Annotated in this window: 24 protein-coding genes; 1 reads left to right on the top strand and 23 read right to left on the bottom strand. The window is 63.6% G+C overall.

Features of this window, described 5'->3' with window-relative positions; translation table 11 throughout:
* The first annotated feature begins 125 nt into the window (after positions 1–125).
* Positions 126–2,228, top strand: coding sequence for a multicopper oxidase family protein (locus AB1Z25_RS04225; RefSeq protein WP_253314290.1), 2,103 nt, complete (start codon positions 126–128; stop codon positions 2,226–2,228).
* A gap of 58 nt (positions 2,229–2,286) precedes the next feature.
* Here the strand turns inward: AB1Z25_RS04225 and AB1Z25_RS04220 are convergent, their stop codons facing one another.
* The 23 genes from AB1Z25_RS04220 to AB1Z25_RS04110 all read right to left on the bottom strand — a co-directional run bounded on the left by AB1Z25_RS04220 (position 2,287) and on the right by AB1Z25_RS04110 (position 24,681).
* Positions 2,287–3,696 (bottom strand): sodium:proton antiporter, encoded by a 1,410-nt coding sequence (locus tag AB1Z25_RS04220; RefSeq protein ID WP_107798304.1) that lies wholly within the window; start codon positions 3,694–3,696, stop codon positions 2,287–2,289.
* Positions 3,697–4,059: 363 nt separating this feature from the next.
* Complete coding sequence (gloA, locus tag AB1Z25_RS04215; RefSeq protein ID WP_227108547.1) at positions 4,060–4,440, bottom strand: lactoylglutathione lyase; 381 nt, start codon at positions 4,438–4,440, stop codon at positions 4,060–4,062.
* A gap of 19 nt (positions 4,441–4,459) precedes the next feature.
* On the bottom strand, positions 4,460–5,170 hold the full coding sequence (locus AB1Z25_RS04210; protein WP_486636624.1) for a M48 family metallopeptidase: 711 nt from the start codon (positions 5,168–5,170) through the stop codon (positions 4,460–4,462).
* Positions 5,130–5,906: a lysophospholipid acyltransferase family protein gene (locus AB1Z25_RS04205; protein ID WP_107798303.1), complete on the bottom strand. Its 777-nt coding sequence runs from the start codon at positions 5,904–5,906 to the stop codon at positions 5,130–5,132. Before AB1Z25_RS04205 ends, AB1Z25_RS04210 begins: the two co-directional genes overlap by 41 nt.
* Positions 5,907–5,932: 26 nt before the next feature.
* Positions 5,933–6,478 carry a D-glycero-beta-D-manno-heptose 1,7-bisphosphate 7-phosphatase gene (gene gmhB, locus AB1Z25_RS04200; protein ID WP_019103520.1) on the bottom strand — a complete coding sequence of 182 codons (546 nt, stop codon included), beginning with the start codon at positions 6,476–6,478 and terminating at the stop codon, positions 5,933–5,935.
* 48 nt (positions 6,479–6,526) lie between these two features.
* Positions 6,527–8,587, bottom strand: a complete 2,061-nt coding sequence (gene glyS / locus AB1Z25_RS04195; RefSeq protein ID WP_486636623.1) for a glycine--tRNA ligase subunit beta — start codon at positions 8,585–8,587, stop codon at positions 6,527–6,529.
* Between the two features lie 14 nt (positions 8,588–8,601).
* Positions 8,602–9,027 carry a surface-adhesin E family protein gene (locus AB1Z25_RS04190; RefSeq protein ID WP_227107127.1) on the bottom strand — a complete coding sequence of 142 codons (426 nt, stop codon included), beginning with the start codon at positions 9,025–9,027 and terminating at the stop codon, positions 8,602–8,604.
* Between the two features lie 44 nt (positions 9,028–9,071).
* On the bottom strand, positions 9,072–9,962 hold the full coding sequence (glyQ, locus tag AB1Z25_RS04185) for a glycine--tRNA ligase subunit alpha (RefSeq protein WP_107798300.1): 891 nt from the start codon (positions 9,960–9,962) through the stop codon (positions 9,072–9,074).
* Positions 9,963–10,099: 137 nt separating this feature from the next.
* The gene (locus AB1Z25_RS04180) at positions 10,100–10,834 is read right to left on the bottom strand and encodes a substrate-binding periplasmic protein (RefSeq protein WP_158274228.1); all 735 of its coding nucleotides are present in this window, start codon (positions 10,832–10,834) and stop codon (positions 10,100–10,102) included.
* Between the two features lie 37 nt (positions 10,835–10,871).
* Positions 10,872–12,206 (bottom strand): protoporphyrinogen oxidase, encoded by a 1,335-nt coding sequence (hemG, locus tag AB1Z25_RS04175; protein ID WP_486636622.1) that lies wholly within the window; start codon positions 12,204–12,206, stop codon positions 10,872–10,874.
* A 109-nt stretch (positions 12,207–12,315) separates the two neighbouring features.
* Entirely contained in the window at positions 12,316–12,918 is a 603-nt protein-coding gene (locus AB1Z25_RS04170; protein ID WP_227107123.1) for an HD domain-containing protein, read from the bottom strand.
* A gap of 112 nt (positions 12,919–13,030) precedes the next feature.
* Positions 13,031–13,798, bottom strand: coding sequence for a fimbrial biogenesis chaperone (locus AB1Z25_RS04165; protein WP_486636621.1), 768 nt, complete (start codon positions 13,796–13,798; stop codon positions 13,031–13,033).
* Complete coding sequence (locus AB1Z25_RS04160; protein WP_235084182.1) at positions 13,788–15,203, bottom strand: fimbrial protein; 1,416 nt, start codon at positions 15,201–15,203, stop codon at positions 13,788–13,790. Before AB1Z25_RS04160 ends, AB1Z25_RS04165 begins: the two co-directional genes overlap by 11 nt.
* 8 nt (positions 15,204–15,211) lie before the next feature.
* Entirely contained in the window at positions 15,212–17,788 is a 2,577-nt protein-coding gene (locus tag AB1Z25_RS04155) for a fimbria/pilus outer membrane usher protein (RefSeq protein ID WP_486636620.1), read from the bottom strand.
* Between the two features lie 10 nt (positions 17,789–17,798).
* Entirely contained in the window at positions 17,799–18,593 is a 795-nt protein-coding gene (locus tag AB1Z25_RS04150; RefSeq protein WP_227107118.1) for a fimbrial biogenesis chaperone, read from the bottom strand.
* Complete coding sequence (locus tag AB1Z25_RS04145) at positions 18,574–19,095, bottom strand: fimbrial protein (protein WP_253314297.1); 522 nt, start codon at positions 19,093–19,095, stop codon at positions 18,574–18,576. Before AB1Z25_RS04145 ends, AB1Z25_RS04150 begins: the two co-directional genes overlap by 20 nt.
* 726 nt (positions 19,096–19,821) lie before the next feature.
* Positions 19,822–20,964, bottom strand: a complete 1,143-nt coding sequence (locus AB1Z25_RS04140; RefSeq protein WP_486636619.1) for a tetratricopeptide repeat protein — start codon at positions 20,962–20,964, stop codon at positions 19,822–19,824.
* Complete coding sequence (locus AB1Z25_RS04135; RefSeq protein ID WP_166451287.1) at positions 20,961–21,338, bottom strand: hypothetical protein; 378 nt, start codon at positions 21,336–21,338, stop codon at positions 20,961–20,963. Before AB1Z25_RS04135 ends, AB1Z25_RS04140 begins: the two co-directional genes overlap by 4 nt.
* A gap of 27 nt (positions 21,339–21,365) precedes the next feature.
* The gene (locus tag AB1Z25_RS04130; RefSeq protein WP_486636618.1) at positions 21,366–21,959 is read right to left on the bottom strand and encodes a hypothetical protein; all 594 of its coding nucleotides are present in this window, start codon (positions 21,957–21,959) and stop codon (positions 21,366–21,368) included.
* Positions 21,960–21,987: 28 nt separating this feature from the next.
* A complete protein-coding gene (locus tag AB1Z25_RS04125) occupies positions 21,988–22,662 on the bottom strand; it encodes a flagellar basal body L-ring protein FlgH (RefSeq protein WP_253314300.1) in 675 nt (224 codons plus the stop codon).
* 163 nt (positions 22,663–22,825) lie between these two features.
* On the bottom strand, positions 22,826–23,542 hold the full coding sequence (locus AB1Z25_RS04120; protein ID WP_253314301.1) for a sigma-70 family RNA polymerase sigma factor: 717 nt from the start codon (positions 23,540–23,542) through the stop codon (positions 22,826–22,828).
* Positions 23,543–23,548: 6 nt separating this feature from the next.
* On the bottom strand, positions 23,549–24,262 hold the full coding sequence (fliP, locus tag AB1Z25_RS04115; protein WP_486636617.1) for a flagellar type III secretion system pore protein FliP: 714 nt from the start codon (positions 24,260–24,262) through the stop codon (positions 23,549–23,551).
* 5 nt (positions 24,263–24,267) lie between these two features.
* A complete protein-coding gene (locus AB1Z25_RS04110) occupies positions 24,268–24,681 on the bottom strand; it encodes a flagellar biosynthetic protein FliO (RefSeq protein WP_486636616.1) in 414 nt (137 codons plus the stop codon).
* Position 24,682 lies beyond the last annotated feature (1 nt).

Genomic DNA, 24,682 nt, shown 5'->3' with positions numbered 1-24,682 from the left:
TGTCCTTCGGATCAGGCCCGTCCGACAAAACATGACATTCAGCTTAAACGGCGTCGATCTGGAACTAGGCTGAATTGGCCGCCCTGCAACTGTTCATGGGCAAACACGCCAATTCGGAGACCAAGATGAATATGCTCAAAGCTCGCTTCGCTCCCTTTCCGCTGGGCCTCGCCGCGCTGCTGCTCGCGGCGCCCGGCCACGGCGAAGACCTCCCGCAGATAGACAACCCGCCGCGGCTGCTGGCTATCCCGACCGCTCAGCCCGCCGGCGCGCTCAATACCGCCGCCCTGCTCCGCGCGCCGCTGGAGCTTGACCAGCCGCAGGCCGCCCCGCGCGAAGTCGCCTACGATCTGGATATCCGCTATCGCTACGGCTGGATTCGCAATCCTTCGCTGGAACGTCCCGGGCAGATCCATTACGACAAGGTCGCGCTGCGCAGCTACCTGCCCGGCGCGCTCAGCCCGGTCGCGACGCCGGCATCCTCTCAGCCCAGCGCCACGCCCTTCATCGCCCCGCTGATCGAGGTCTACCCCGGACAAACCGTGCGCATCGGCCTGAACAACAAGCTGAATCGCGACGCCGACGGCAAACCCATCCGCGACCCCAGCTGTACCGACCAGGGCGGCAGCGGCAACCAGCCCCATTGTTTCAACGGCACCAATCTGCATACCCACGGGCTCTGGATCAATCCGGCGGGCAATAGCGACAATGTGCTGATCTCCATCAATCCCGGCGTCAGCTTCCAGTACGAGTACAACATTCCGCCCGATCACCCGGCCGGCACCTTCTGGTATCACACCCATCGCCACGGCTCCACCGCGCTGCAAGTGTCCAGCGGCATGGCCGGCGCGCTGATCGTACGCGGCACGCGGCAACCCACCCAGCAACAGAACGGCGACATCGACACCCTGCTGCGGCCCTATGCCGGGGTCAACTTCCGCGAACGGGTGCTGGTGTTTCAGCAGATCCAGTACGCCTGCCGCTTCAAGACCGGACAATACAAGGGCATGATCAAGACCTACGGCAACACCGCCACCCCGCCCAATGAGGAGGACCAACGCTATCGCTGCGACGGCGACGACGTGGGCGGCATAGAAGGCTACGACCAGTTCGGCCCCAAGACCTGGCAAGAGTCCGGCCGCTACACCAGCATCAACGGCGTGGTCTTGGGCAAGATGGCCCAGGCGCGGGCCGGCGACGTGGAACGCTGGAGAATGGTGCACGCCGGCGTGCGCGACACCATCAACCTGAAACTGCGCCGCCTCAGCGACAATGCGCCGCCGCTGGCCGGCCTGTTCGCCAGGCAGATGGACGATTACGTCGCCCGCTATTGCAGCAGCGGCACGGAGCTGGACCTGCCCTTGATCGCCGCAGACGGCCTGACCATGGGCAAGGTGCAAACCCGCAAGAGCGTGGTGTTCCAGCCCGGCTATCGCTGGGACGCTCTGGTGTCCTTCCCCAACGCCGGCAAATACTGCCTGATCAACGACGTCAAGGTCAGCAGCACCATAGACCGCTCGGCGCCGTCGGCCCGCTTGCTGGGCGTGGTGGACGTTGCGCCCGGCCAGGCTTCGCGTCCGTTGCAGGAGGTGTTGATCGGCGCCGCCCGCGCCCACTTCCCGCCCGCCGTCGCCACCAAGGTCAGCGCGGAACTGCGCAACGGGATGAAGCTGAGCAGCTTTGTGCCGCATCCGGACATAAGCCCTCAGGAAGTGACGGGAACCCAGACGCTGACGTTCAACATCGACGTGTCCCAACCCGGCGCCGCCTTCTTCCAGGTGGACGGCAAACCCTATGCCGGCGAACGCATAGACCGCACCCTGAAGCTGGGCGGCGTGGACGAGTGGACGCTGCGCTCCGACTTCGTCAGCCACCCCTACCATATCCACGTCAACCCGTTCCAGATCGTCAAGATAGTAGACCCCAAGGGCAAGGACATTAGCGCGGAAGGCGCGCCGGATTCGATGGACCCGGGCGATACGCAATACAGCGGCCTGAGAAACGTCTGGAAAGACACTTTATGGGTGAAAAACATCGAAGCCAGCAATGATCCGAAAATTGCCGCGGCCGGCCGCTACACCATCACCATCCGCACCCGCTATCAGCGCTATATCGGCGACTTCGTGCTGCATTGCCATATCCTGGATCACGAGGACCAGGGCATGATGCAGAATATTCGCATCGCGCTGCCGGACGGCAGGGGCGGCACCGCCCTCGGCCATCATTGACCGGCCCGCCATGAAAAAAGCCCGCGACAGCGGGCTTTTTTACCGAAGGACGGCCGACTCAGAAGAAAATCAGCGTCATCAGCACGAACAGCGGCAGCAAGATGACGCAGGACCAACCCAGATAGCCGAAGAAGCTCGGCATCTTCACATGGCGGTGCTCGGCGATGGCCTTGACCATGAAGTTGGGCGCATTGCCGATATAGGTGTTGGCGCCCATGAACACCGCGCCCATGGAGATCGCCAGCAGAGTGTCCGCCATCGGCCCCATCAGCACTTGGGCGTCGCCGTGGGCCAGGTTGAAGAACACCAGATAGGTGGGCGCATTGTCCAGGAAGCTGGACAGGATGCCGGTCATCCAGAAATACATCGCGTTGACCGGCTGGCCGTTGGCGTCGGACACCATGTGCACCAGGCCGGCCAGGTGGCCGTCGGCGCCGGCTCGCAGGATGGCGATCACCGGACCGATGGTGATGAAGATGCCGGCGAACAGCTTGCCCACTTCCAGGATGGGATCCCAGTTGAATTCATTGCCGGCGCGCACCTGCTTGGGCGTGATCCACAGCGAAGCGAAGGCCAGGCCGATCAGCGCCAGATCGCGGACGATGTTCTGCAACTCCACAGGGGTGCCCATGATGTCGAACACCACGCCCGGCTTCCAGACGCCGGACATCAGCACCGCGCCGACGATGCCGGCCAGCAGGAAGAGATTGCGCTTGCCGTGCAGCTTGATCGGCTTGTCCTTGGAACGGTCGATTTCCGGCAGCGCGCCCGCCTGCGCTTCCTTCTTGAAGAAATAGCTGTCCAGCGCGTAGAAAATGGCCAGCAGCGCCAGCGACAACACCAACACCGGCAGCGCCATATGCTGCACCGTCCAGCCGAAGCTGACGCCTTTGAGGAAGCCCAGGAATAGCGGCGGGTCGCCCAGCGGGGTCAGACCGCCGCCGATATTGGCCACCAGGAAGATGAAGAACACCACCACGTGCACATTGTGCTTGCGCTTCTCGTTGGCGCGCAGCAGGGGGCGGATCAGCAGCATCGCCGCGCCGGTGGTGCCCATGATGGAGGCCAGCGCCGTGCCTATCGCCAGAATGGCGGTGTTGAGTTTGGGCGAACCGTGCAAGGAGCCCCACACCAGGATGCCGCCGGACACGGTGTACAGCGAGAACAGCAGCACGATGAAGGGTATGTATTCGCCGAACAGCGCGTGGACGATCAGCGCCGTCGAAGTGCCCAGGCCGTAAGACACGGCGAAGGGCGCCAGGAACAGCACGGTCCACACCGCGGTGATCTTGCCGAAGTGATGGTGCCAGATACCCGGCGCGAATATGGGGAACAGCGCGATGGACAGCAGAATGCCGGCGAACGGCAGCCCCCAGGCCAGGCTCAGCGTGGCGCCGTCCAGTTCGGCGGCTTGCGCCAGCGCCGGCAGCAGGGCCAGCGCGGCGGCGCTCAAGAGTGTTTTGGTCATTTATCTTCCCGAGGGCATGACGCCCATTGATAAAAGCGCCATCGCCTGCTTCAAGACGAGCTTGGACAGGCTATGCAAAGTATGGATTCCGGCGATATTGTTGAAGCGCAAGAGCAGCCGGATACCCTTGCGCTGACGCTTCCCAGTCAGGCCGGCATGCATCCGCGCGGCGCGGAAGCGGCGCGCTTGATTTAGGCCCAAACGGTTACAAAGCGTTACATCGTCCCATAACTCGGGCAGTCCGGACAAGGAAAACCGGTATCGGAAGCAAGTGTTTTTGCGCGATTGCCACGCTAATTAAGCATTTGATGAAACAAGGCCGGCGGCGCTACGCCGTCGGCCTTGTCTGCGGAAACGAACGCCTCAGCGCTGGATGAATTCGATCTTGTAGCCGTCCGGGTCTTCGACGAAGGCGATCACCGTGGTGCCGTGCTTCATCGGACCGGCTTCGCGCGTCACCTTGCCGCCCTTGGCGCGCACCATGTCACAGGCGGCGTAAGCGTCCGGCACTTCGATGGCGATGTGGCCGTAAGCGTTGCCCAACTCGTAGGAGTCGGTGTCCCAGTTATGGGTCAGCTCCAGCACCGTCTGCTCTTCTTCCGCGCCGTAACCGACAAAGGCCAGGGTGAAGCGGCCGTCCGGATAATCCTGGCGGCGCAGCAATTTCATATCGAGCACTTCCTGGTAAAACGCCAGCGAGCGCTCCAGATTGCCCACTCGCAGCATGGTGTGCAGTAAACGCATCATCACTCTCCTTAATTCATCAATCAAAATGGAACAGCCCGGCGCCGTGCAGCTTCAACCAGCGCCGCGCCGCCTGCCAGTCCGGGTATAGGCGCGCGGTCTCCGCCCAGAACGCCGGTGAATGGTTCATGTGTTCCAGATGAGCCAGCTCATGGGCAATCACGTAATCCAGCACCGCCGGCGGCGCCTGCAGCAAGCGCCAGTTCAGCCGGATCACCCCGGCCGCGGTGCAACTGCCCCAGCGCGTGCGCGCCGACGACAGCTGCAGGCCGCTGGGCCGGCGCCGGCAGGCGCGCGCCAGTGCCTCCATCCGCGCCGGAAAACGCAAAGCCGCCTCTCGTTTGAAGAAACGGCATACCGCCTGCTTCAAAGCGGCCGCGTCGCCCTCGACGATACCGGTAACAATCAAGCCCTCCGCCGACAGCCTGGCCGTGCGCCGCACGCCGGCCGTCAGAACGATGGGCAGAGCCTGACCCTGCCAACTCAGTTGGCTGAGATCCTCGGCTTGCCGCCGCGCCTGCCTTTGCCGCGCCACATGGCCGGCGATCCAGTCGCGGCGCTCCAACAGCACTTCGCGCAGACGGGCGGCGCTGACCGCCGGATGCGCGACCAGCTCCACCCGGCCCGCGCTGACCCGTATGCCCACGCTTTTGCGCGGGCGCCGGGTCAGCACCACGTCCACTTCGCCGTCAGGCAGCGGCAGACGCAGCCAGACGTTTGCGCTTTTCATCCGCGTCCGCGAACGGGCCGACGCCGCCGATCTCGCGCTGACGCGCCTCGATCCACTGCTCAGCTTCCTTCATCATCGCCTCGGGCCCCAGCTCTTCGCTCGGCACGATGGGCTTGCCCACCACCACGGTGATCTCGCCGGGGTATTTCAGGAAGGCGTTGCGCGGCCAGAATTCACCGGCGTTGTGCGCCACCGGCACCAGCGGCATGTCGAACTGCTTGGCCATGCGCGCCGCGCCCAGCTTGTATTTGCCCGCCACGCCCGGCTTGGTGCGGGTGCCTTCCGGGAACACCGTGATCCAGAAGCGGTGGCGTTTGCGCTCCAGCCCCTGCTCCAGCAGGCGCTGGTTGGCGTTGGCGCGGTCGGAGCGGTTGATGATGATGGGGTTCATCAGCACCAGGCCCCAGCCGAACACCGGAATCCAGGTCAATTCGCGCTTGGCCACGTACACCTGCCACGGAAAGATCTTCTGCAAGGCCAGCGTTTCCCAGCCGGACTGGTGCTTGGAACAGATCACCGACGGCTGCTCAGGCAGGTTTTCCGCGCCCAGCACCTTGTATTTCAGGCCGATCACGTGCTCCAGCATCCACAGCAGGCTCAAGGCCCAGCTGACGCCGAACACATGGCGCGCGCGGCGCGGCAGCGGCGCGGACAGCAGCAGCAGGAAGAAGAAGAGCGGCGTGACGATCATCAGCACCAGCCAGTACAGCAGGTTACGAAGCCATAAACTCAGCATGCTTGGAACACTATCCTTTTCTGAAATCAACGTTCGCGGGAATCGATCAGATATTCCGCGGCGTCGTACAAATCGTCGAACACCAGGGTGCCGGCCGGCAGTTCGCCGTCGGCCAGCGTCTTGGCGCCCTTGCCGGTCTTGACCAGGATGGGCAGGCCGCCCACCGCCGCCACCGACTCCAGATCGCGCCGGCTGTCGCCGATCAGCGGCAAACCGTCCAGCTTCACATTGAAGCGCTCCGCGATCTCCAGCACCATGCCCGGCAGCGGCTTGCGACAGTCGCAGCCGGCGCTGGGGCCGTGCGGACAGAACAGCACCGCGTCGATGCGGCCGCCGGCCTGGCCCACCAGCCTATGCATCTTCTCGTGCATGGCGTTGAGCGCCTGCATGTCGAACAGGCCGCGGCCGATGCCGGATTGATTGGTGGCCACCACCACGCGCCAACCGGACTGGGTCAGATTGGCGATCGCCTCCAGGCTGTGTTCGATCGGCACCCATTCCGCCGGCGATTTGACGAAATCGTCGCGGTCTTCGTTGATCACGCCGTCGCGGTCGAGTATCACTAGTTTCACGGTTTTCCCCGTCCAGAGCGCCGGGGCGGCCGCGGCCGCCCCATCGGATTACTCCGCCAGCAGCGAGATGTCCGCCACGCGGTTGAACAAGCCGGCCAGACGCGCCAGCAAGGCGATGCGGTTGTTGCGCACCGCGGCGTCGTCCGCCATCACCATCACACCGTCGAAGAAGGCGTCCACCGGCGCGCGCAGCGAGGCCAGCTGAGTCAGCGCGGCGGCGAAGTCGCGGGCGGCGAACTTATCGTCCACCTGCGGCGCCAACTGCTCGACGGCGGCGAACAACGCCTGCTCGGCCGCTTCGCCCAGCAGCGCCGGATTCACCGCGCCCACTTCGCCTTCCACCTTCTTCAGGATGTTCTTCACCCGCTTGTTGGCGGCGGCCAGCGCGGCCGCTTCCGGCAGCGCCTTGAAGGCGGCCACGGCGGACAAGACCGCGCGCACTTCCGCCAGCCGGCTGGGCGAGAGCGCCAGCACCGCGTCGATCTCGTCGCCCTTGTAATCGGCGGCGAGGAAGTTCTTCAGGCGGTCCATCATGAAGCCGAACACCTCGTCGGCCACGGTGGCGGACAGCTTGCCGGCCGGGAAGGCCGCGGCGACGATGTTCAGCAGCGCCTTCAGGTCCAGATCCGCGTCCAGCGCCATGCGCACCACGCCCAGAGCGGCGCGGCGCAGGGCGAACGGATCCTTGTCGCCGGTGGGGATCAGGCCTATGCCCCAGATGCCGACGATGGTTTCCAGCTTGTCCGCCAACGCCACCGCGGTGGCGATCTTGCCTTCCGGCAGCGTGTCGCCGGCGAAACGCGGGTGGTAATGGCCTTCGATGGCGGCGGCCACTTCGGCGTGCTCGCCGTCGAACTGGGCGTAATACATGCCCATCACGCCCTGCAGCTCGGGGAATTCGCCCACCATGCCGGACACCAGGTCGGCCTTGGCCAGGTAGGCTGCGCGGGCGGCCAGCGCGGCGTCGGCGCCCAGCTCATGGGCGATGGCGCCGGCGATGCTCTGCAAGCGCTCCACGCGCTCCAGCTGCGAACCGATCTTATTGTGGTAGACCACATTGGCCAGACGCGGCAGCCGGCTGTCCAGCCGCGCCTTCTGGTCCTGTTCGAAGAAGAACTTGGCGTCGGACAGGCGCGCGCGCAGCACGCGCTCGTTGCCGCCGACGATGAAGGACGGGTCCGCGGTTTCCAGGTTGGACACCAGCAGGAAGCGGTTCATCAGCTTGCCGGAGGCGTCCAGCAGCGGGAAGTATTTCTGGTTCTGCTGCATGGTCAGGATCAGGCATTCCTGCGGCACGCGCAGGAATTCGGCCTCGAAGCCGGCTTCCAGCACCACCGGCCATTCCACCAGGCCGGTCACCTCGTCGAACAAGGCCTCCGGCGCGGCGATGGTGGCGTTCAGGCGGGCGGCGGCCTCGGCCAGCTTGTGGAGGATCAGTTCGCGGCGCGCGTCGAAGCTGGCCACCACCTTGCCGGACTCATGCAGGGTGCGGGCGTAAGCGTCGGCGTTGGCCACGGTCACTTCGCCCTCGGACAGGAAGCGATGGCCGCGGGTGCGTTGGCCGCTGTGCAGGCCCAGCACCTCGCCCGGCACCACCGCGTCGCCGTGCAGCATGATCAGGCCGTGCACCGGACGGACGAACTGCACGTCCAGGCTGCCCCAGCGCATCAGCTTGGGCGCCGGCAGCTTTTTCAGCGCCAAGGCCACCACGTCGGCCAGCACCGCGGCCAGCGGCTGACCCTGCTTGACGCTCTCGTAGACGTACACGTCCTGCTTGCCGTCGCTCATCGTGGACAGCGCGGACACGTCCACGCCGCAGGAGCGGGCGAAACCGGCCAGCGCCGGCGTGGGCTGGCCGTCTTTCATCCCGGCGGCCACGGCCGGGCCCTTGCGGCTAATCTTCTGGTCCGGCTGCAAGGCGGCCACATCGGCCAGCTGCACCGCCAGGCGGCGCGGCGAGGCGTAGACCGTCGCTTCGGCGTCGGCCGGCGCGAACTGCATCTTTTTCAGTTCGTCGCCTATGGTCTGGGCAAAGCTGGCGGCCAGCTTTTCCAACGCTTTGGGCGGCAGCTCCTCGGTGAGCAGCTCAATCAGCAATGTCTGGTTCATATTCACTCTAAAACTTAACGCTTGGCGGCCCCGGCGGCTTCGCAGATCACCTTCATCATGGCGTCGGCGACCGATCCGTTATACACGGGCTGCCATTTCCAGGCGTGACGCGGCACTGGAAACAGGGTTGAGAACAGGTGCTTGTTGTTGCGATCGAAATAATCGGAACTGACAAACACGTACTGGTACTTGCCGCAGTCGGCGTAGCCTACGCTGCGGCGGATATTGAATTTCAGCTTGTAGCTTTTCTCGTACTGGATCTTGTCGAACCGTTCCTGGTTGACGAAGTGCACCAGCCCGTCCTGCCCCAGCCACAGCGAATTGCCGTCTATCGCCAATTGCAGCGCCTTGCCGTCCTGATACGCCACCCAGTCGGCGGCGGGCTCGGCCTGCGCCGGCAGCGCCAGCGCGGCGCACAGACATGCGAAAAAGGCCTTCATGCGCATTCCCTCTGTCAAGAAACGGCCGGGGCGGCAAGCCAAGCTCAGGCCTGCCGGCACATCGGGAAACCCAGCGCTTCGCGGGCGTCGTAATACGCCTGCGCCACGCCGCGGGACAGGGTGCGGATGCGGCCGATATAGGTGGCGCGTTCGGTCACCGAGATCGCGCCGCGCGCGTCCAGCAGGTTGAAGGTGTGCCCGGCCTTGAGAATCATCTCGTAGGCCGGCAGCGGCAGGCTGGCCTCCAGCAGCGACTTGGCCTCGGCCTCGTAGTCGTTGAACTGGCGGAACAGCAGCTCGACGTTGCTGTGTTCGAACGCGTACTTGGACTGCTCCACTTCGTTCTGGAAGAACACATTGCCGTACGTGACCGGCTGGCCGTCCGGCAGATGGGTCCAGATCAGGTCGTAGACGTTCTCCACGCCCTGCAGATACATGGCCAGACGCTCCAGACCGTAGGTGATCTCGCCCAGCACCGGCTTGCAGTCCAGGCCGCCCACTTGCTGGAAATAGGTGAACTGGGTCACTTCCATGCCGTTCAGCCACACTTCCCAGCCCAGGCCCCAGGCGCCCAGGGTCGGGTTTTCCCAGTCGTCCTCGACGAAGCGGATATCCTGCACCGTCGGATCCAGGCCCAGCTCCTTCAAGGAACCCAGATACAGTTCCTGGATATTGGACGGAGCCGGCTTCAGCACCACCTGGAATTGATGATGCTGGAACAGGCGGTTGGGGTTTTCGCCGTAACGACCGTCCGCGGGTCGACGCGACGGCTGCACATAGGCCGCGTTCCACGGCTCCGGCCCCAGCGCCCGCAGAAAGGTGGCGGTGTGGGAAGTCCCCGCGCCCACTTCGGTGTCGTAAGGCTGCAGCAAGGCGCAGCCCTGGCGGTTCCAATAGTGCTGGAGCGTGAGGATGATTTCCTGGAAGGTAAGCATAGAGGTGGCAAGCAAAGTGAAAAGTCAAAGGCAGATTCTACCGCCTAGCGCCCCCCGCGCAAAGCCAAGCCGTTGGCGGCAAATCAAAAAGGCCGGCGAAACGCCCTCGCGCCGGCCCGCCTCGCGCAGCGGCGCCCTCATTTGCCCGCCGCCGGCACCATATCCCGGAACTTGCGCTGGGTGTATTTGGCGTAGATGCGCTCCACGCTGCCGTCGCGGATCAGATCGCCTATCGTCGCGTCCAGCCTGGCCGCCAGCGCCGCCTGCCGGGCGCTGAAATTGGGCGACAGATCGGTGCGGTCTATCACCGGCTGCAAGATCTCCACGTTCGGCCGCAGGGAGGCGCCCCACACATCGCACAAGACGAACCGACGATGGCCGCCGGTCAGCATCGCGTACAGCTGATCCTCGTCGTTGCTCGGCTCCAGCTTCCAGTTGGGGTAGTTCAGAATCTTCGGCGTATAGGTGTAACCGCGCACCATGCCCACCGCCTGGCCTTGCACCAGTTTCCAGTCGAAGGATTTGACCGGCGAGCCGCGCTTGACGCACAAGGCCACCGGATAGCTGGAATAGACGTTCTTGAAACGCGGCGTCTGAGCGGCCACTTCATTGTCTATCACCGCGTCGTAATCGCCGGTCTTGACCCCGCGCAGGCAACGCTCCCAAGGCGCGGCCTCCATCGTCACCGGCACCTTCATCCGGCGGAAGGCCTCTTGCAGCACGTCGTGGCTGATGCCGGAATCCACCTTGCCGTTCTTCACATAGCTGAACGGCTGCCACTCCACCCCGCACAGTTTGATCGGGGCCTGCGCCGCCGCGCCCGCCGCCAGCAGACAGGCCCCGGCAGCCGTCATCCCTAGACTCGCCCGCATCGGCCTCTCCTCTCGTCCCGCTGTCCGCGACGATTTGTTATATGCCGGATCCGCGGCAATGCAAAGCCTGCGCCGCCAGCCGATCTGCCAGCGCCCGCCCCTTGGCCAGACAGTCCGGCAGCGACACCCCGTCCAGCCAGTTGGCGCAGACATGCAGGCCGCGCTCGCTCGCGGCCGCCGCCAGCGGCCGCAAGGCCGCCATCGCCGCCGTGCCCTGCGGCAGCGCCTGCGGCCAACGCACGATGCGCTGGCTCAAGGGTTCGCCCTCCAGCCCGAACAGGCGCGCCAGCTCCAGGTTCAAGCGCCGCAACAAGGCCTGATCCGGCAAAGCGGCCAACTCCGGCTGGCGACGGCCGCCGATGAAGCTGGTCAACAAGCGCGAGCCGGGCGCCGCCGTATGCGGATAGATCCGGCTGGACATCAAATGCCCCAAGGCCAAAGCCTGCTCGCTGGCCGGGTGCAAGCCGCCGAAACCCTCCAGCGGCCGGCGCAGCGTCCGCTCCGCCGCCACGGTGGCCACCACGGTCAGCGGCGCATAGGGCAGCGCCGCGCAGGCCCGCGCCCATTCCGGCTCGCAGGGTTCCAGCAGCCGCGCCGCCTGCGGCGCCGGCAAAGCCAACACCACCGCGCTGGCCGGCTGCGGCCCCTGCGGCGTCCACAAACGCCAGCCCTCGCCCGCGCGTTCCAGCGCCAGCGCCGGACAGCCCAGCCTCACGTCCAGATCTCTCGCCAGCCGCTCCGCCAGGCTGGACAGCCCGCCCGCCAGCGTGCACATCCGCTTGCGCCGGGTCTCGCCGCGCCGCCAGCGCCGCCACATGCCCAAGGCCAGCGATCCCGCCTCCCGCTCCGCCGCCGCCAATGCGGGCAGGCATTCCCTCATCAGCAATTCTTCCGGATCGCCGGCGAACACGCCGCCGATGAACGGGTCCACCAGGGTGGCCAGCACCTCCTCGCCCAAGCGGCGCCGAAAAAAGGCCGCCACCGTTTCCGACGCGTCCGGCTCGGCGGGGCGGCGCCAAGGCTCGCTCAACAGCCGCCATTTGGCGCCCGGGCTGAAATAGCCGCCGGCCAACAGGGAGGCGGGACCGTCGGGCAAGGCGCGGTAATGGCCGTGCCGCAGCACGAAGCGCCGCTGCGGCCCCGCCGCCGGCGCCAAGGGCGTCAGTCCCAGCTCCAGCAGCCATTGCCACAAGGCCTCGTCCGCCAGCAAAGTATTGGGCCCCGCCTCCATCAAGCCCGGCGCCAGGTCCAGACTCAGCACCTTGCCGCCCACCCGGTCGGAGGCCTCGTACACCACCGCGTCCTCGCCGCGCCGGCGCAACTGCCAGGCGCAGGCCAGGCCGGACATTCCCGCGCCGATCACCGCAATCATTTCGTCCCCCTCAAAGCCAAAAGGCCGCCCAGCGGCGGCCCTCGATGGAAGACAGTATGCGGCAAGACGCCGGCCGGCCAATTGATCCGCCGCAAGCCGGCGCGCCGGCCTAGCGTTCCGGCGGGAACACGCCGCGTTGCTCGGCCTGCTCCAAGGCCTGTTCCAGCCATCCGGCCGCGGCGCGGCAACCCTGCCTGACCCCCGGCATCACGCGCTCCAGCACCTGGGACTTGCGCACCTGCTGCTCCTTCCAGCCCTTGCCGTCGGAGTGCAGGTTCAACAAGGCCGGCGCCAGCCGGTCTATCGCATTGGCGAAACGCGCCTCCGCGGTAAAGCCTTGTTCGAACTCGTCCCACAAAGCCAACATTTCCTCCGCCTGCGCCTGCGGCAGCAGGTTGAACACCTGAGCCGCGCCGGCGCGTTCGGCCTCTTTCTCCTCAGGGCCTTCTCCTCGGTCGAATACGCTGACGTCGCCGGCGACGATTTCGCCGACATCGTGCACCAGCAAGAGCCTGACCACTCGGTCCAGCGCCACCGGCTCGTTGGCGTGCGGTTGCAAGGCCATGGCGAGCATCGCCACCTGCCAGCTGTGCTCAGCGGAGTTTTCCCGCCTCTGCTGCGAAGCGATCCAGTTTTTGCGGATCACTTCTTTCAATTTATCCAGTTCAAGGAAAAACTGGATGCTCTGGCTTAAGGCGGCATTACTCGTCATCACGGCTCCTGTGGATGCGGCGGCTCGCGTTCCGGCTCAGCGCCAGGGTCGGCCCGACAATGCCAAAACGATCAAAATCATTTCAATTCTACTCTATTTTCATAAACATCCATCAGGAACCGCTGACGCTCGAAGCCAGGGCCGCCTTGCCCGCCACCGGGTTGCCATCGTCGCCCACCAGCAAAAAACGGACTTCCGCCTGCTCGACGGCGCAGGGCGGGGACGAATCCAAGGCCAGCGTCTCCGCCGTTAAGGGCGCCACCATCTCCGCCGCCAATGGCTGCGCCGGCGCCCCGGAGCAGGCCAGTTCCAGCGCGCGGAAGGTGGCGTAATAAGGGCTGGCGTTGTCGATGCGCACACGCGGACCGTCCGTCCGCTGCTCCAGGGTGAAACGCAGTTGCTCCGGCAAGTCCTCAACCGAGACGGGCAGCTTGGCCGGCCGCATCAAAACCTTCATCTGAGTCCGCAGCGTGACGGTCAGCGTCTGCGCATCCGCCGGCAAATCCGTCCTCGCCGGAGGGATTTCGTACAGGTTCAACCAGAACAGCGACTCGCGATCCATGGGCAAGGGCACGCCGGTGGCGAGCAGGCGCAGACTGATCTGTCCCTTCGGGTTCAAGCGGAAGATAGGCGGAATGGGCATCACCGCCGCGCCCGCCGCTCCGGCCGCGTCCGGGCCGGACTCCAAATGACCGTCGTCGACCCAGGCCTGCACCACCACCGGATAGGGGTTGAGATTGACCAGTTGCAGCGATTGCTCGGCGCCGCCGGCCTCGAACACCACCCGTGTCGACTCCGCCATCAGCCCGGCCCAACTGCTGCCGCACAATAGGCACAACAGACCACCCGCGCTCCAGCGCGCCCACGCGCTACTGGACACGGACCACCACTTGCGCGGTCGCGTTCAAGGAACCCGGCTTGACCTTCTTGCCCGGCAGGCGGATCAGCGTCGCGCTCATCCGGGCACGGTAATGGGTCAGACCGCTCTGGTTACTCGTCGCTTCCGCGTCCTGCAACACCGGATACCAGCCGTCTGGGGCTCCGCCGCCGGTGATCAGCTCATTGCTCAACAGGTTCAAGCGCTGGCCGCCCGGCCGGCTCAAGGCCACGCCCACGCCGGTGGCCACGGCGGGGTTGACCCCGTAACCGTCGGACAGCAGATGCGTGACCCCACTACCGCCGGGGGCGCCCAAGCCTTCTTTCAAGGCCGCTTGGTAATTGTCGGCTTGCACCAACACCCCCATCGCCGTCTGTCCCGTTCTGGTTCCGCTTTGAAAACCGGACAGGCCGATATTGGCCGGCGAGCCCGTCTGGCATTGCAGGTTGATCTCGATCGGCAGCGTACGTTGCCCGCCCTTCTCCATCTCAACCGCGCTGATGGACGGGAAAAGCACCACCGGCGTCACCATTTCCACCCGACAGCTGGCGGTTCTGCGGATCTTGACGGTGTTATACGGGTTGATGGCGCCGGGCCAGGCGTTGTAGAAACCGGACCAATTGTTTATGTGATCGGCGCCTATAAACAAACCTGGCGACCAGCCGCCGCCTTGAAACGCGCTGTAAGCTATCGGCTGGCTATTTACCCAGCTCTGGCCAAGCTCGCTATCCTGCCAGACTATATCCGGATAGCCCTTCGCCTCGCTGTATTTGAAAAACTCCACCTTGTAGTTGCTGAAATGCTTGACCTTGATCAGAAGCCACTTCTGTGAATCGATGTCTTCAGCCGTCAGTTTCAATGCTCGGCGTTTCCACTTCCGCGTCGCATGCTCTCCGGTATTCAGATTGGTCACTCGCGAAATCAGCCCGCGCTGCATCGTACGGTAAGAATCCGCCAGCCCGATGGCGCTGCCAACCTCATCCCTGCCGGCCCATTCGTTGTCGCCATTGGTCGAGTAGTATTCAAACAGTTTTCCCTCTTCTTCTTTCGTGCAACGGAATAGCACTTGTTCCGGCGTATAGCCGCCGATATTGCCGAAACCCAAGTCGTAAATGCTCAACACCTTGCTGCCCAACAAGGTGCCGTCAGGCTGGAATATCTCGTTATTGATATTGAGGGTCATCGCCATCGCCTGCTGCCCTGCATCGTCTCGCGCGCCCTCCCACAACCGTACCACCCCCTTGCCCGGTTCAACATAATCCACATCGTTGGGATTGGTCGACGGCGTGGGGCGCGACACGCGATAGCACGCGGCCTCCGCCTGCGCGCTCCACAGCCCACCCAGCAGCACGGCCAATAAGGCCGCCGCGCCATGCCTCCGCGCCGCGGCGTCAGTTTGAAATTTCATCTTGGTCCTCATTGTTTGAGCGGCGGCGCGCACTCCGCCTCCAGGCGGATAATCGGCCGGCTTGGCGCGTCGTCGGCCAGTTCATACGGCAGCGCGCACTGCCTGTCCGCCTCTTTGCCCCACTTCACCAGCAGGCGCGCCTTGCGGGAGGCCACCCGCGCATAGGCCTGCCCGCCCTGGCCCACCATGCCGATATTGGAGCCGTCTTCCGCGTACACCATCGCGCCCATGGGCAGGGCCTGGCCGTTTGCCAGCCGCCCCTTGATCAACAGCGCCTGGCCGCGGCGGGTGGCGAACTTCAGCCTGACCGCCGCGCCGGCGTAAGGCGCGGTGCGCAATTGGTCGCCTTGCAGCTCCACGCCATCGGCCAGGCCCTTGCTGTCCAGCGACACGTCGTTGTAACGGTAAGGGGTCAGCGACGGGATCAGCGCGTAACCGGCGCGGTCCACCTTGGCGCCCATGCCGTAGCGCACTTCCGCGCCTTTGGCGCCCGGCGCTTCCACCAGGCCGAAGGTTTCGCTCAGATAGGGGCCGAAGGTCACGCCGCCGCGGTGCACCGCCACTGCGCCGCGCGCGCTGGCGCCGGTTTGGGTGAAATTGCGTCCGCGCGAATAACTGCCGCCCACGGTGACCAGCGGGAAGCGCTTTTGCACATTGCCGCCCAATGCGGTGGCGCTGTTTTGCGAGGTCTGCGACACGTTGACGCCGTAGCTGACCGTCTGCGCCTCGTCCGCGGTGCCGCTCAAGGACAGTTGCAGATTGTTTTCACCGTCGCTGCGGCTGGTCGAGGCCGCCAACATCGGCGCGCGCCGGACCTTCCCCAAGGGCATGGATAGATTGAACATCACCGTATTGCGCACCCGTCCGCTGTCCAGCGGCTGAAATCTGGAGCCGCCGTCTTGCGACTGCCCCATGCGCTGGCGCGCCACCGATACCCCGTAACTGATGGAACGGAACTGGTTCTGATAGCTGAGTTGCAGCTGGGTGTCCCGCTCCTTGCCGTTGTAGTAATCGCTGATCGCGGCGGACAGTCCCAGGCTGCCGTAATCGCCCAGCCGCTGGTTGACGCTGACGGTGAACTGGTTGCGCTGCTGGAAGCTGCCGGAGTTCCAGGTCCGGCCCTGCTTATAGGCCTCGCGCGCGCCCAGCGCGTCGACCAGATCGCGGTAGCCGCGAGTGGAGTAGCGATAGCCCGCCAAAGTAATGGACGTGGCGGTGGGCTGGATGGTGTGGCTGTAAGTCAGTGCCGCGCGCCAGCCGTGGATCTGGCTGCCGTCGCTGTCGCGGGATCGCGACAAGGTGGCGTCCGCGCCCAAGGCGCCGTAGCGAGACCCCCACACCGCCCCGCCCAGCAGCGCGGCGTAATCGGACGCCGCCCGCGCGCCCATATTGGCGGTCAAGGCGTTGCTGACGCCGCGCTGATAAGTGAAATCGGCGAACACCGGCTTGTCTTCCAGCGTATTGCGCAGCTGGCCCACCGTCAGGCTGTAACGCGTCTGGCCCGGCCGCATCGATCCCGGCACCGCGGCAAACGGCACGGTGAAACGCTTCACCTGTCCGTCCGCCTCCGTCACCTCCACCTCCAGGTCGCCCTGATAGCTGGTGGGGAACAGATCGTCGATCACGAAGGGCCCGGGCGCCACCACGGTCTGATAAATTTCCTGCTTGCCCTGACGCACCACCACCCTGGCGTTGGTGTCCGCCACGCCGCGCACCACCGGCGCGTAGCCGCGCACGGCTTCCGGCAGCATCCGGTCGTCGCTGCGTAGCTGCACGCCGCGATAGCTGAGCCCGCTCAGCAGGCTGCCGCCGGTGGAGCTGTCCCCCAGCGTCAGCTCGCTCTGCAGGGCGGGCAAGGCGCGCTGCACATAGCTGCGGATATGATTCCAGCGTCCGCCTCCTGCCATGCCGCTGCTGTAGTTGGATTGCTGGCGCAAACGCCACAGCCCCAGGTTCACCCCGGCGTCGGCGGAAACGTAGTGATAGGTGTTGCTGATATCGCCGGTGCTGGAGCGGTAGCTGTTGGCGTCGTAGTTGAGGAAGCCGATGGCCGCGCCGACGTCCAGATCCTCTTCCGCCACGTAGCCGCGCGGCAGCCGTTTCATCGCCGCCTGCGGCACCGACAGATTCAGACGCAGCCGCGGCAGGTCGAACTCGCTGCCGGCGCCGGGAATGCGCAGCGCCAGCGGCCAGCACGCCGCCGCGTCCTCCTCGTCCGGCGGCAAGCTTTCGGGCAAGACCCCGGCCTTGATCAGGAAAGCCCGATCCAGACAAGCGGACGTGGGGTGGTCTTCCTCGCGCCGGAAGCTCACGGTTTGGCGAGAGTAAAACGTGTTGTTGACGAAAACATCCACCAGGTACTCGCCGGGGTCTACCTGGCTGGGTTTGTTGAAGCGCTCGATGTCGTCCGCCAGCGAGTTGCCTTGCAGCAGCCGCTTGTCGAAACGGTAAGCCAAGAGCGCCGGCGCGGCCTCGGCCGTACCCGGCTCGGCCCAGGCCAAGCCAGGCGACAGGCAGACCGCGCCGGCGGCCAGCATGGGGGGAAGACCAGGAAGCCACTGGCCGCGATAGGAAGTTGAAGTCATATCCGGGGAATCACTCCGCTGCCACGGCGGCGGACTCGACTTCGTTCACGCCGCCGTAATCATTGACATGCTTGTAACGCACGGAGAGCGGCGCGCTGGTCTGCGTCAGCCCCGATACCGGCCAACTGGCTCGGGAAAACGGCGCCAGCATGTCCGCCTTGAAAGCGTGGGCCTTGCCGCCGCTCATCACCTCGCCGCCCATCAGCGTCAGGTAGTAGCCGCTGCGGTTGTCCGCGACCAATTGCCATGCGCGGCCCTGACGCTGCAAGGAGAAACGCAGTTGCTCCGGCGCCTGCTCAACCCGGCCCTGAATGCCCGCCGGGCGATAAAACAGCTTGAGCCGGCTGCGCAGCATCACCAGCATCTGGTTTTGCTCCGAGAACTCGCCGGTAACCGACGGGATCTGCAGCATGTTGAAGTAGTAGACCGACTCCCTGTCCTGCGGCAGCTCGCTGCCGTCGAACACCAGCCGCACGGTCTGACCCGCCTTAGGTTCCATGCGGAACACCGACGGCATGGCGGCGAACGGCGCCGAAGCGGACTCCGGCGTGGAGTCCACGTCGCCGGAATCCAGCCAGACCTGGACCACATTGGGTGTGGCGTCTTCGTTGCTCAGTTGGATGCTGCTCTCGCGAGCCTGGCCGGGATAAACGATGCGGGTGTTGTTCAGCACCACGCTGGCCCAGGCCGCCGGCCACGCCGTCAGCAGAATCAGTCCCGGCAGCAGCGCGCGCCGGAGCGCGGCGGCGCTAAACGCGCCGCGCTCCGGCTGACTGCCGCTAGGTTTACAAGTAGGAAACCGCATACTGCACGCTGCCCAGCACCGACCCTACGGTGGCGGCGCCTTCGGCGTAGTAGCGGACGGCGAACTTGTGCTCAGCCGTGGTTTTGCCTGCTTCCAATACCAGGCCCGACGCCTTGTAGCCGCCGGCCAGGTCGAACGGATTAGCCGGAGCAGCCGGGTCCAGCAATTGCAGGGCAACGTTCTTGGCGGTGCCGGTGTTAACGATATTGCCGTCCTTAGTCAGGCTGTTGGCGACGAACACGGTCTTGATCTCGGTGCCGCCGGTGGGCGCCGCTTCACAACCGGTCAAACGGATGGTGAAATCGGTTTGCCCCGCCGCCGCCCCCGCCGCGCTCAGGCTGGTCGTCGGCACCGTAGGCAACAGAACCACCGGGTTGCTGTCATTGCCGTTGATATCCACCTTGCAAGTTTGCGAAGACACTTCGCCCTGGAAGTTAATGGTGTTGCCCGCCAGCGCTAAAGTCGGCAGAAATAAACTGGCCAAAACGACGATCTTTTTCATGAAACGACTCTCCATTGATATTTAAATATCTTCAATTTCAAACTCGCCGAAAACCCTTTTAATCGAGCCCAAAATAAAGACAGGCCGATTGTACTTAGCCCCCCTAAACAGACAAATAGGATTTTTCCTAAAAAAATCATGGCGACACAAAAAAACGCAAACGCATTTACCAAAAACGAATTTACAATAATGATAAAATTAATATATTCATAACAAGCAGAATATTCTCAAAAATTACATAATGGATCTATTTATAGATAACCAAAACCACCAACTCAGTCCCCTGCTTACATGGGTGCCATCCAGGCAATATGCGCCGTCCGCTCAGCCAACATTGCCATATCATGCGCCACATCAGCGTTTTCCAACCGAGCTTGAATCTGACATCTCCTAGACCTCAAGCGCCCCCTCCTAATGAATTCATCTCAGGCAGTGTTATGTTTTAATACTATCCTTAACAGCTAACACCCTATCCATTTCACAAAAAGAACCTATCAAAACTTCAGAGAACATCATGTCAAGCGCCACGCCTGGCAGGAGAGTTTATAAAAACAAAAAACCCCTTGTCCCGCCAAGAGGACAAGGGGCCATGCCATACAACTAATCCCAGCTGTCTACAACAGCAAGACAACCATCAAGCAAGCTGACATTATATGTCGAACCGGTTCACGATCTCACGCGCAAGAGCGAGACAAGACCTTGCGACCGAGAAATTTGAACAGGCTCTTAAAACGACGACAAGGCCATCGCTCTGGCCACCGCTTCACTAAGCTTGGTGCCATCAGGCAATACCGCGCTATTCAACAAGCGCTCATGAATGAGCCTGGCTTGTTCGGCCTGGCCCGTGGACTGCAATAACAAGCTCTGCGCATATTGGCCGGGGAAGCTGTCGGGGTTCAATCCCAAAGCCCGTCTGGCGGACTGCTGGGCTTCTTGCAAATGCCCCTCCATGATCGCGACGATGGCGAGGCCGCCATGGGTATCGGCAAAGTTCCGATCCAGCCGCAAGGCTTCCAGCAAAGCCTCCTTGGCCTGCGCAGGTCGATTGCCCAAGATTCGACACCAGGCCAGCACATGCCAACTGCCCACATGCCCCGGCATCGAACGCAGCGCTTGAGCCACGCTGGACTCCGCCTCATCCAGTTTGCCTTCCAGCATGGAAACCAGACCCAGCCCCATCTGCGCCCGGCCTGAATTCGGCTTGCTGGCGCAGGCCTGCCGCAACAAGGGGCTTGCGACGGTCAGGTCCTGCTTGCTTAAGGCCAACATGCCCAACACTGTCGCCGCATCCGGATCGGAAGGCGAAAGCTCCAAGACTTGACGAGCGACGCGTTCCGCAGCGGCCAGATTCTCTTGATCCAGATATAAGGTCGCCAACAAACCATACAGACTCAGGTGCTCCGGGAACTGCCGCAAAGCCGTTTCCGCCGCTACAACCGCATCCTCCAGCCGGCCTAAAAAGTGCAAGGCGCGGACATGCAAGGGGCCGGCTTGAGGCAAGAGCGCCAAACTCTTGGACGCTCTGGCGGCTTGGGGCTCCGCCTCCTCATAACGCCCTTGCAACATCAGCGCGTAGGCCAGGTTGTAGAATAAGGCGGGCTCCTCCCAAGCTTCGTCCCGCAAGGCCTGGAACACCGCCACCGCCTCGTCAAGACGTCCCTGCCGCATCAAGGCGACGCCCTGCAAGGAGCGGCCGCCAAAGTGTCCCGGCGCCGCCGCGAACAATTGCCGCAGAGCGGCTTCATGCTCATGCAGGCTGCCGGCCTGCAAATGGAGATCGGCCAGTTCGAGCAGCAAATGAGGATTGGCCGGATCGGCCGCTAGATAAGCCTGTAATTGGCTTAATCGCTGATTGGGTTCGGTCATCATGCTTGCTTATGGGATTGTTGCAATTGCTGCCGCAAGTACGCGGCCAGCTTTTCATATTGGGGGTGCTGACGAAGGGCCGCAGCCACATCCGCCACCAAGCCGCCGAAAGCCGGATCCGTTGCCGCGCCGGCGCCAAACTCTTCCGCAAGCAAAGCGCGCACATGCACTTCCAGCACGCGCGACTCCGCATCGGGCCAGCTTGGATCGATCGCCCGCAACTGCTTGGCAATCTGTCGACGCACGTCGGCGCTACCGGCGGCCTTGGCCGTGCCGGCCGCCGGCGCGGATTTTGATCCGGCCGGCCTTTGGCCCTCTACCGATCGGTTTCTGGCCAACAAGCGCTGTAAAATACTGGCTTTGTCTATCGGCTCCATCGGTTCAATTCCAGCCAAACACCTGCATCAATGTAGCTTATCGTCTCCGCTGGAGGCGTACCCTCGCAGCAGCAAGTTGCCTGCCGAGGCGCCCGCGGCCGGCTCGGCCTCCACCATCGGCGCCTCAGAGCCGGCGCCCTGCTGGGCATCGATCTGCGCCAGAATCCGCCGCATGTCCTCGTTCAGCATGGGCGCGGCCTGGTTGGCCGCGATGCCTCGCGTCAAGTGCTCCCGGCAATCGGCAAACTCATCCCGGATCAGATGCAGCAGGCCTTGGCGAAACAGTTGCAGCGGATGATCCTCCGCCAACTCGCCCAGCCCTTGCCACGCTTGCTCGGCCCGGTCCGGCTGCCCCTGGGTCAGATGCAACAGGCCCAACTGGAAAACCGCCATCACCAGCCCCGGCTGCAAAGCCACCGCCTGCTCCATTTCGACCACAGCGCGGTCAAACAAGCCGATCTGCGCATACTCCGCTCCCAGCAAGTAACGCAGGCGGGCATCTTCGCCATCGTTTCTCACCCCCTGCTTCAGCAGCGCCACCGCTTCCGCATGTTGCTGGCTTTCCATCGCTTGCAAAGCCAACTGAAAAAGCTCTTCCTGATCCAATACCGCGTAATCCATTAGTACTCCATTTCAACACATCGCCGCATCAGAACGGCAGCACGCTCATGAAAAAACGAGTCAGCCAGCCGGGCTTGGCGAACAAGCTCTGATTACCGGCGGTCTGCTGCTCCAATCGAACATCCGTGACCTTGGTGGAGGACACTAGGTTGCCAGGCAGGATGTCGCGAGGATTGACTGTCCCGGACAGCCGGATCTGCTCGCTATCCTCGTTTATCTGGACCTGCTTCTCACCGCTCACCCGCAAATATCCGTTCGCCAGAATCCCCACCACGGTCACTGAGATGGAACTGGTAAAACTGCTGCTGTTGTTGCGGCTGCCTCGGCCATCCATCTTCTCGCCGCCGGAGGCGCTCAGTTCGCCGGACAAGGACTTCTTTCCCGGGGACCAGCCAAACATCCGGTTGATTGCGGGAGCGTCCATTTCCACTCCGATCTCGTTGCCTAGCCGGGTATCCCGGCTGCCTCTGGCCTCTTCGGACAAGCTGGAACTGGCGCGCTCCTGAATCACCACCGTCAGGCTGTCGCCAACGCGGGACGGCACATCGTCGCGGAAATAGGAACGATAACGGCCAGGCTGATACAGACTGCCGGGGGTGGTCTGCGCCATGGGAACAGGCGCGGGATCCGCGCTGGTCGGCCCGGAAACCAATGGCTTGGGCGTTGCTACACATCCGCCCAGCGCGGACAAGACGGTAAACAACAACATTATTCTGGCACAACAAGACATAATCGGTCTTTCAATTGGACGGCAGTCCATCCGCAGCAAGCGAAACCAAGGGCTCGTCTCTACCGCTCGACAGCACACGCCTGTAACAGTCTTATCTCGTCCGCGGCGGAAAAGTTTAGGCGCCTCACGCATCTTTTCAGGCCTCCCTCTCTTTCGCCGAAGACAGGCTGGCGCGCAAGGCGGCCAAGCCTTCCTTGTGCAACTGCGAAACCCGCCCCTTGCTCAGCCCTATCAGCTGAGCGATCTCGGAAAACGGCACCCCGTTCAGATAGTGCAGTCGCAGCACTTTTTGCGCTTTGTCCGGCACCCCGCTCAAGCCGGCCAACAAGTCCCGCTTCGTTTCCTTCAACTCCAGCGAACGGTAGGCCAGATCCTCGGACGCCGGTTCCGGCTCGGCCAAATACATCCCGCTGTCCTCCAGCATGAAACCGATGGCCAGCCCCACCGACAACTCCCGCAAAATATCGAAGGGTTCCGCCGCATCCGGCTCCATCGCCTCAACCCGTTCCTGCAAGGCTTTCCGGCGCGCGGACGCTTGGCTCGCCACTTCCGACGTTCGCGCCAGCTGATCCAAGATCGCCCCCCTAATCCGATATTCGGCATAGGTCTTGAACGCCACGCCGCATTCGGGACGATAACGGTCAATCGCCTCCAGCAGCCCTATCACCCCCCAATGGAACACATCGTGAAACTCGTAACTGTCCCCCACCCGCCGCGCATAAATCCGCGCCGCCAGAATGCGCACCAAGGGCTGATGAGCCTCCACCAAAGCGGCTCGGGCTTCGGCTGAGGCGGCGGCGGCTTGGAGCACATCGCGCGCCTCAGCATCCAAGGACGAATTCAGGGCGGGCATCGCGGATCATGAGCCGCCGGACAACACCGCCCTGGCCACCAGCGTCCAACCGTCGATCAATACAAACATCAGCACTTTGATCGGCAAAGCGATGGAAACCGGAGGCACCATCATCATCCCCATCGCCATCAAAACGCTGGAAACGATGATGTCCACTAGAAGGAAAGGCAGGAAGATCACGAAACCGATTTGGAAGGCCAGCCTAAGTTCGCTCAACAGAAAGGCAGGCACCACATGCACCAGACTGATGGATTCGGCATTGTAGGGCATGTCCTTGCCCGCGCTGCTCAGCACAAAGCTCATATCCTGCTCGCGAGTCCGGCCTATCATGTATTCCTTCATGATGACGCCTCCTTGCCGCAAAGCGGACGAAGCCGGCAAACGTTGCTGGTACAAGGGCGTCACCACCTGCTGATCCAGCTTCTCGAAGGTGGGCCCCATGGACAGCAAGGTCAGGAACGCGGCCAGCATGATCAACACCACATTGGGCGGAGTTTCCTGCATGCCCATCGCATGCCGCAACATGGACAGCACGATCACGATGCGGGTAAACGAAGTCATCGCCACCATCATGCCCGGCAGCAAGGCCACCAAGGTCAACGCCAGCACGATGTTGACCGCCTGACTGACGCCTGCGCCGTTCAGCGCCACGTCCACCATTTGCGTTTGGGCGTTGGCCGCCAGGGGCAGCCAGCAAAGCGCCCAAATCCATTGCTGCATTTTTCTCATGCTCTGGACTCATCCCTGAGCACCGTGACGCCATGCTCGCTTTCCGCCAACATGATTTCACGGTCGCGGTGCTGGACCACATACACCGTTGATTTGGCGGACAAGCGGCATTTATCCACCACCCGCAGACTATCCGCGCCGGTCCCGGCTTGGCCAAGGTGCGGACGACGCAATCGCCACCAACACGCCGCAGCGCCGATCAGCGCCAAGCCGCCCAATATTTCATAAGGGCCAAGCAGACCGCCGCTGCTTGCCGGCGGATCACGACGAAACTGCAGCGGAGCCCGCGCCGGCTCGGATGCCGAAACCGCGCAAGCAGGCGCGGAAGTCCCGCTTGCGCACACACCGGCAAGCGCGCTCGCGCCTTGGACGCACACTATCAGGGCAAACGCGTATTTCATCTTCATCATG

It is taken from the genome of Chromobacterium sp. HL1 (assembly GCF_057418835.1).
This window is presented reverse-complemented; position numbering and strand designations above follow the sequence as displayed.